We start from the raw sequence: 2,622 nt of genomic DNA, 5'->3' as shown, positions 1-2,622 counted from the left end.
CATGGCGGGTGTAGCCACGTTCACCCGACAGATGGCGCTCTGCGGCCGCATGAATCTCAACAGACACAGGCACTTGCAGACACTCCGAAGAAATTGGGTAGAGTAGAGAGCAGGCATCCGGCGACCTTAGACGCGGCCTATCTGTTTCCGCCCCTTTCGTTTGGCGGTGCCTCACTAGCCGTATCATAGCCACAGGATGCCAGCCCTCCCTCATCAAACCGTGCATACGGTTCTCCCGTACACGGCTTTCCGATGTGCTTCATGCCGAGGCATGCGCTGATTTCCAGCCTGCGGTGTGGGGCAACTTGAACAGTCCGAGGACGCTGTGCAGGTGGGCGTAGGAGAACCGCTCATACCCACGGGTGCGCGTGCGCACTTGATGTCGCCGTCGCAGTTGGGTACGCACGCGTTCCTCAGTGAACCACCGAACCCGTCCAAACACCTTGGTGCAGTTGCCGTAGTGGAAATAGCCCGACCAGCCGCGAAGAACCTGATTGACCTCCTTGAGCATCTGCGGCATCGGCACCGGGGTTCGGCGCCGGGCGGTGAGTTCCTTGATCCGCGCCTTGATCCGTTGCTCGGCGCGCTTGCTTGGCTCGACATGGGGGTAGCCTTTGCCCGTTCGTCGGCTGTGTGCCCACTGAATGCTGAAACCCAGAAAGTTGAACGCCTGTTCGCGGGCATCGACCACGTGGGTCTTGTCCCGATTGAGCGTTAACTCCAGGCGCTCCAGCACCGTTTCGAGCACCGCCATGGCTGGCTTGCTGTCGCCGCGACACAAGATCACGGCATCATCGGCATAGCGCACCAACCGTGCGCCCAATCGCCGCTCCAGGTCGTGCCGCTCCCAAATCCGGTCCAACAGATGCAGGTACAGGTTCGCCAGTAGCGGGGAGATGACCCCACCTTGAGGCGTCCCCTTACGGTTACCCTTGCCGCCGCTCGGGCGTCGCTTGCCCTGTTCGTCCTCCTCGATGACCGGGGCCTTGAGCCATTGCTGAATGAGGGCGAGAACGCCTCCATCGGCCACGCGCTCGGCGACCACGGCCATCAGCTTGGCATGGGGGATCGTGTCGAAATACTTCGAGAGATCGGCATCGATGACTTGGGTTTTTCCCTGAAAGAGACCGTCGGTGACGGCCTTCACCGCATCATGGGCCGAGCGCTTCGGGCGAAATCCATACGAGTGTTCGCAAAAGTCCGCCTCGAAGATGGGCTCCACCACAAGCTTGAGCGCCATTTGCACGATCCGATCCCGAATCGTGGGGATTCCCAGGGGGCGCTCACTGCCATCTGGCTTGGGTATCCAGACCCGACGTACCCCCTCCGCACGGTACGTCTTCTGTTCCAGTTCCACTTGCAGTTCCGCCATATAGGCGTCTTTTCCGATTCCCGCCTCGATGGCCGCGAAGGTGACGCCGTCGATTCCTGGCGCTCCCCGGTTGGACCGCACAAGGTCATAGGCGTGACTGAGCATGTCTGCCCGGCTGACCTTGTCGTACAAGGCGTAGAAACGGAACGCCGGCTCTTGCTTGGCCTTGGCGTAGAGCTTCCGCTGCAGCGTCCTGATCTGATTCGGAGTTGTTAGCGACATCGCAATCTCCTGATCCTCCGCGCTTTGGTTGCATGCACAAAGTAGGGCTCCTTTCCTCGGGTCGGGTTGTGTTGTCCCAAACCCTCAAACGGTACTATGAGCCCCTCCGACTCCCGGGACGGCCGGCGACGATTTCGGACTCGCCTTATACGCCGCCGTTGGCAGCTCTCACCTGCCACCGCCGCGGGTCTCCCGCACTGGGACTGATCAACTTCCACCACATGCCACCCCTGCTACCCCGGAAGACCCGACGGGATGCTCTCGTTTTCCCGTCCCGTCGGCAGCGGCCTTCCCCGTCCGTCCAGCGGGTCGGCGCCTTCACTTTGTTCACGAGGCTACTTCTAGGTTCGCTTGCGCTGCGGCCTGTGGTTTTGTATCCACGGAACTCACGACCCCCGGTTACCCGAACGCCGCTCCGCGACACTACTAAGGTGTACGAGCAACTCCTTTGGCGGGACTTAAACCCGCAAGTTAATCAGCCTGTTACGGCATACGGACGGACCACGATTTGTCTTTTTCGCTCATCGGACCGAACTCGGGTGGTGACAAGGGTTAAGCGTCACTGTAACGCTCCTTTTTGGCGGACGAGAAGCCGGAATCCGAAGGAAAAAAGTGGCCGGGACGATGGAGCCGTGACACGGAGCCTCGTCTATGATTCGCCCTGCCCGTCAGCAAGTCTCCTGGCCCCAGGACGAGCCAGGCTTTGCGGCGGCGCCACCAACCGACGCTCCATCGGCTACACTCGGCTCATGGTCAACACCAACAGCCCATCCTCATCCGAAGCAGCCAAGCGCGACGACGATAGTCCTTGGAAGGAGGCCCTGGAACGCTTCTTCCCAGAGTTCCTTGCACTGCTGTTTCCGGCCATCCATGCCGAGATCGACTGGTCCAAAGGGGTTCAATTCCTCGACAAGGAATTCCAGCAGATCGTGCGCGAGGCCAAGACCACTCGGCGCTATGCCGACAAGCTGGTCGGCGTGACCCTGCGCAATGGCTCAGCGGTCTGGGTGCTGATCCATATCGAAGTG

At 60.7% G+C, this 2,622-nt stretch carries 1 protein-coding gene and 1 pseudogene; one reads left to right on the top strand and one right to left on the bottom strand.

Annotated features, from left to right (window positions below):
* Positions 1-259: 259 nt before the first annotated feature.
* On the bottom strand, positions 260-1,594 hold the full coding sequence (ltrA, locus tag VBE63_RS27140) for a group II intron reverse transcriptase/maturase (protein WP_323686109.1): 1,335 nt from the start codon (positions 1,592-1,594) through the stop codon (positions 260-262).
* A gap of 749 nt (positions 1,595-2,343) precedes the next feature.
* Here ltrA and VBE63_RS27135 point away from each other — a divergent pair.
* Positions 2,344-2,622, top strand: a pseudogene (locus tag VBE63_RS27135) (hypothetical protein); the annotation flags it as partial.

Origin of the sequence: Lamprobacter sp. (assembly GCF_034860625.1) — a bacterium.
GTDB lineage: Bacteria > Pseudomonadota > Gammaproteobacteria > Chromatiales > Chromatiaceae > Lamprobacter.
This window is presented reverse-complemented; position numbering and strand designations above follow the sequence as displayed.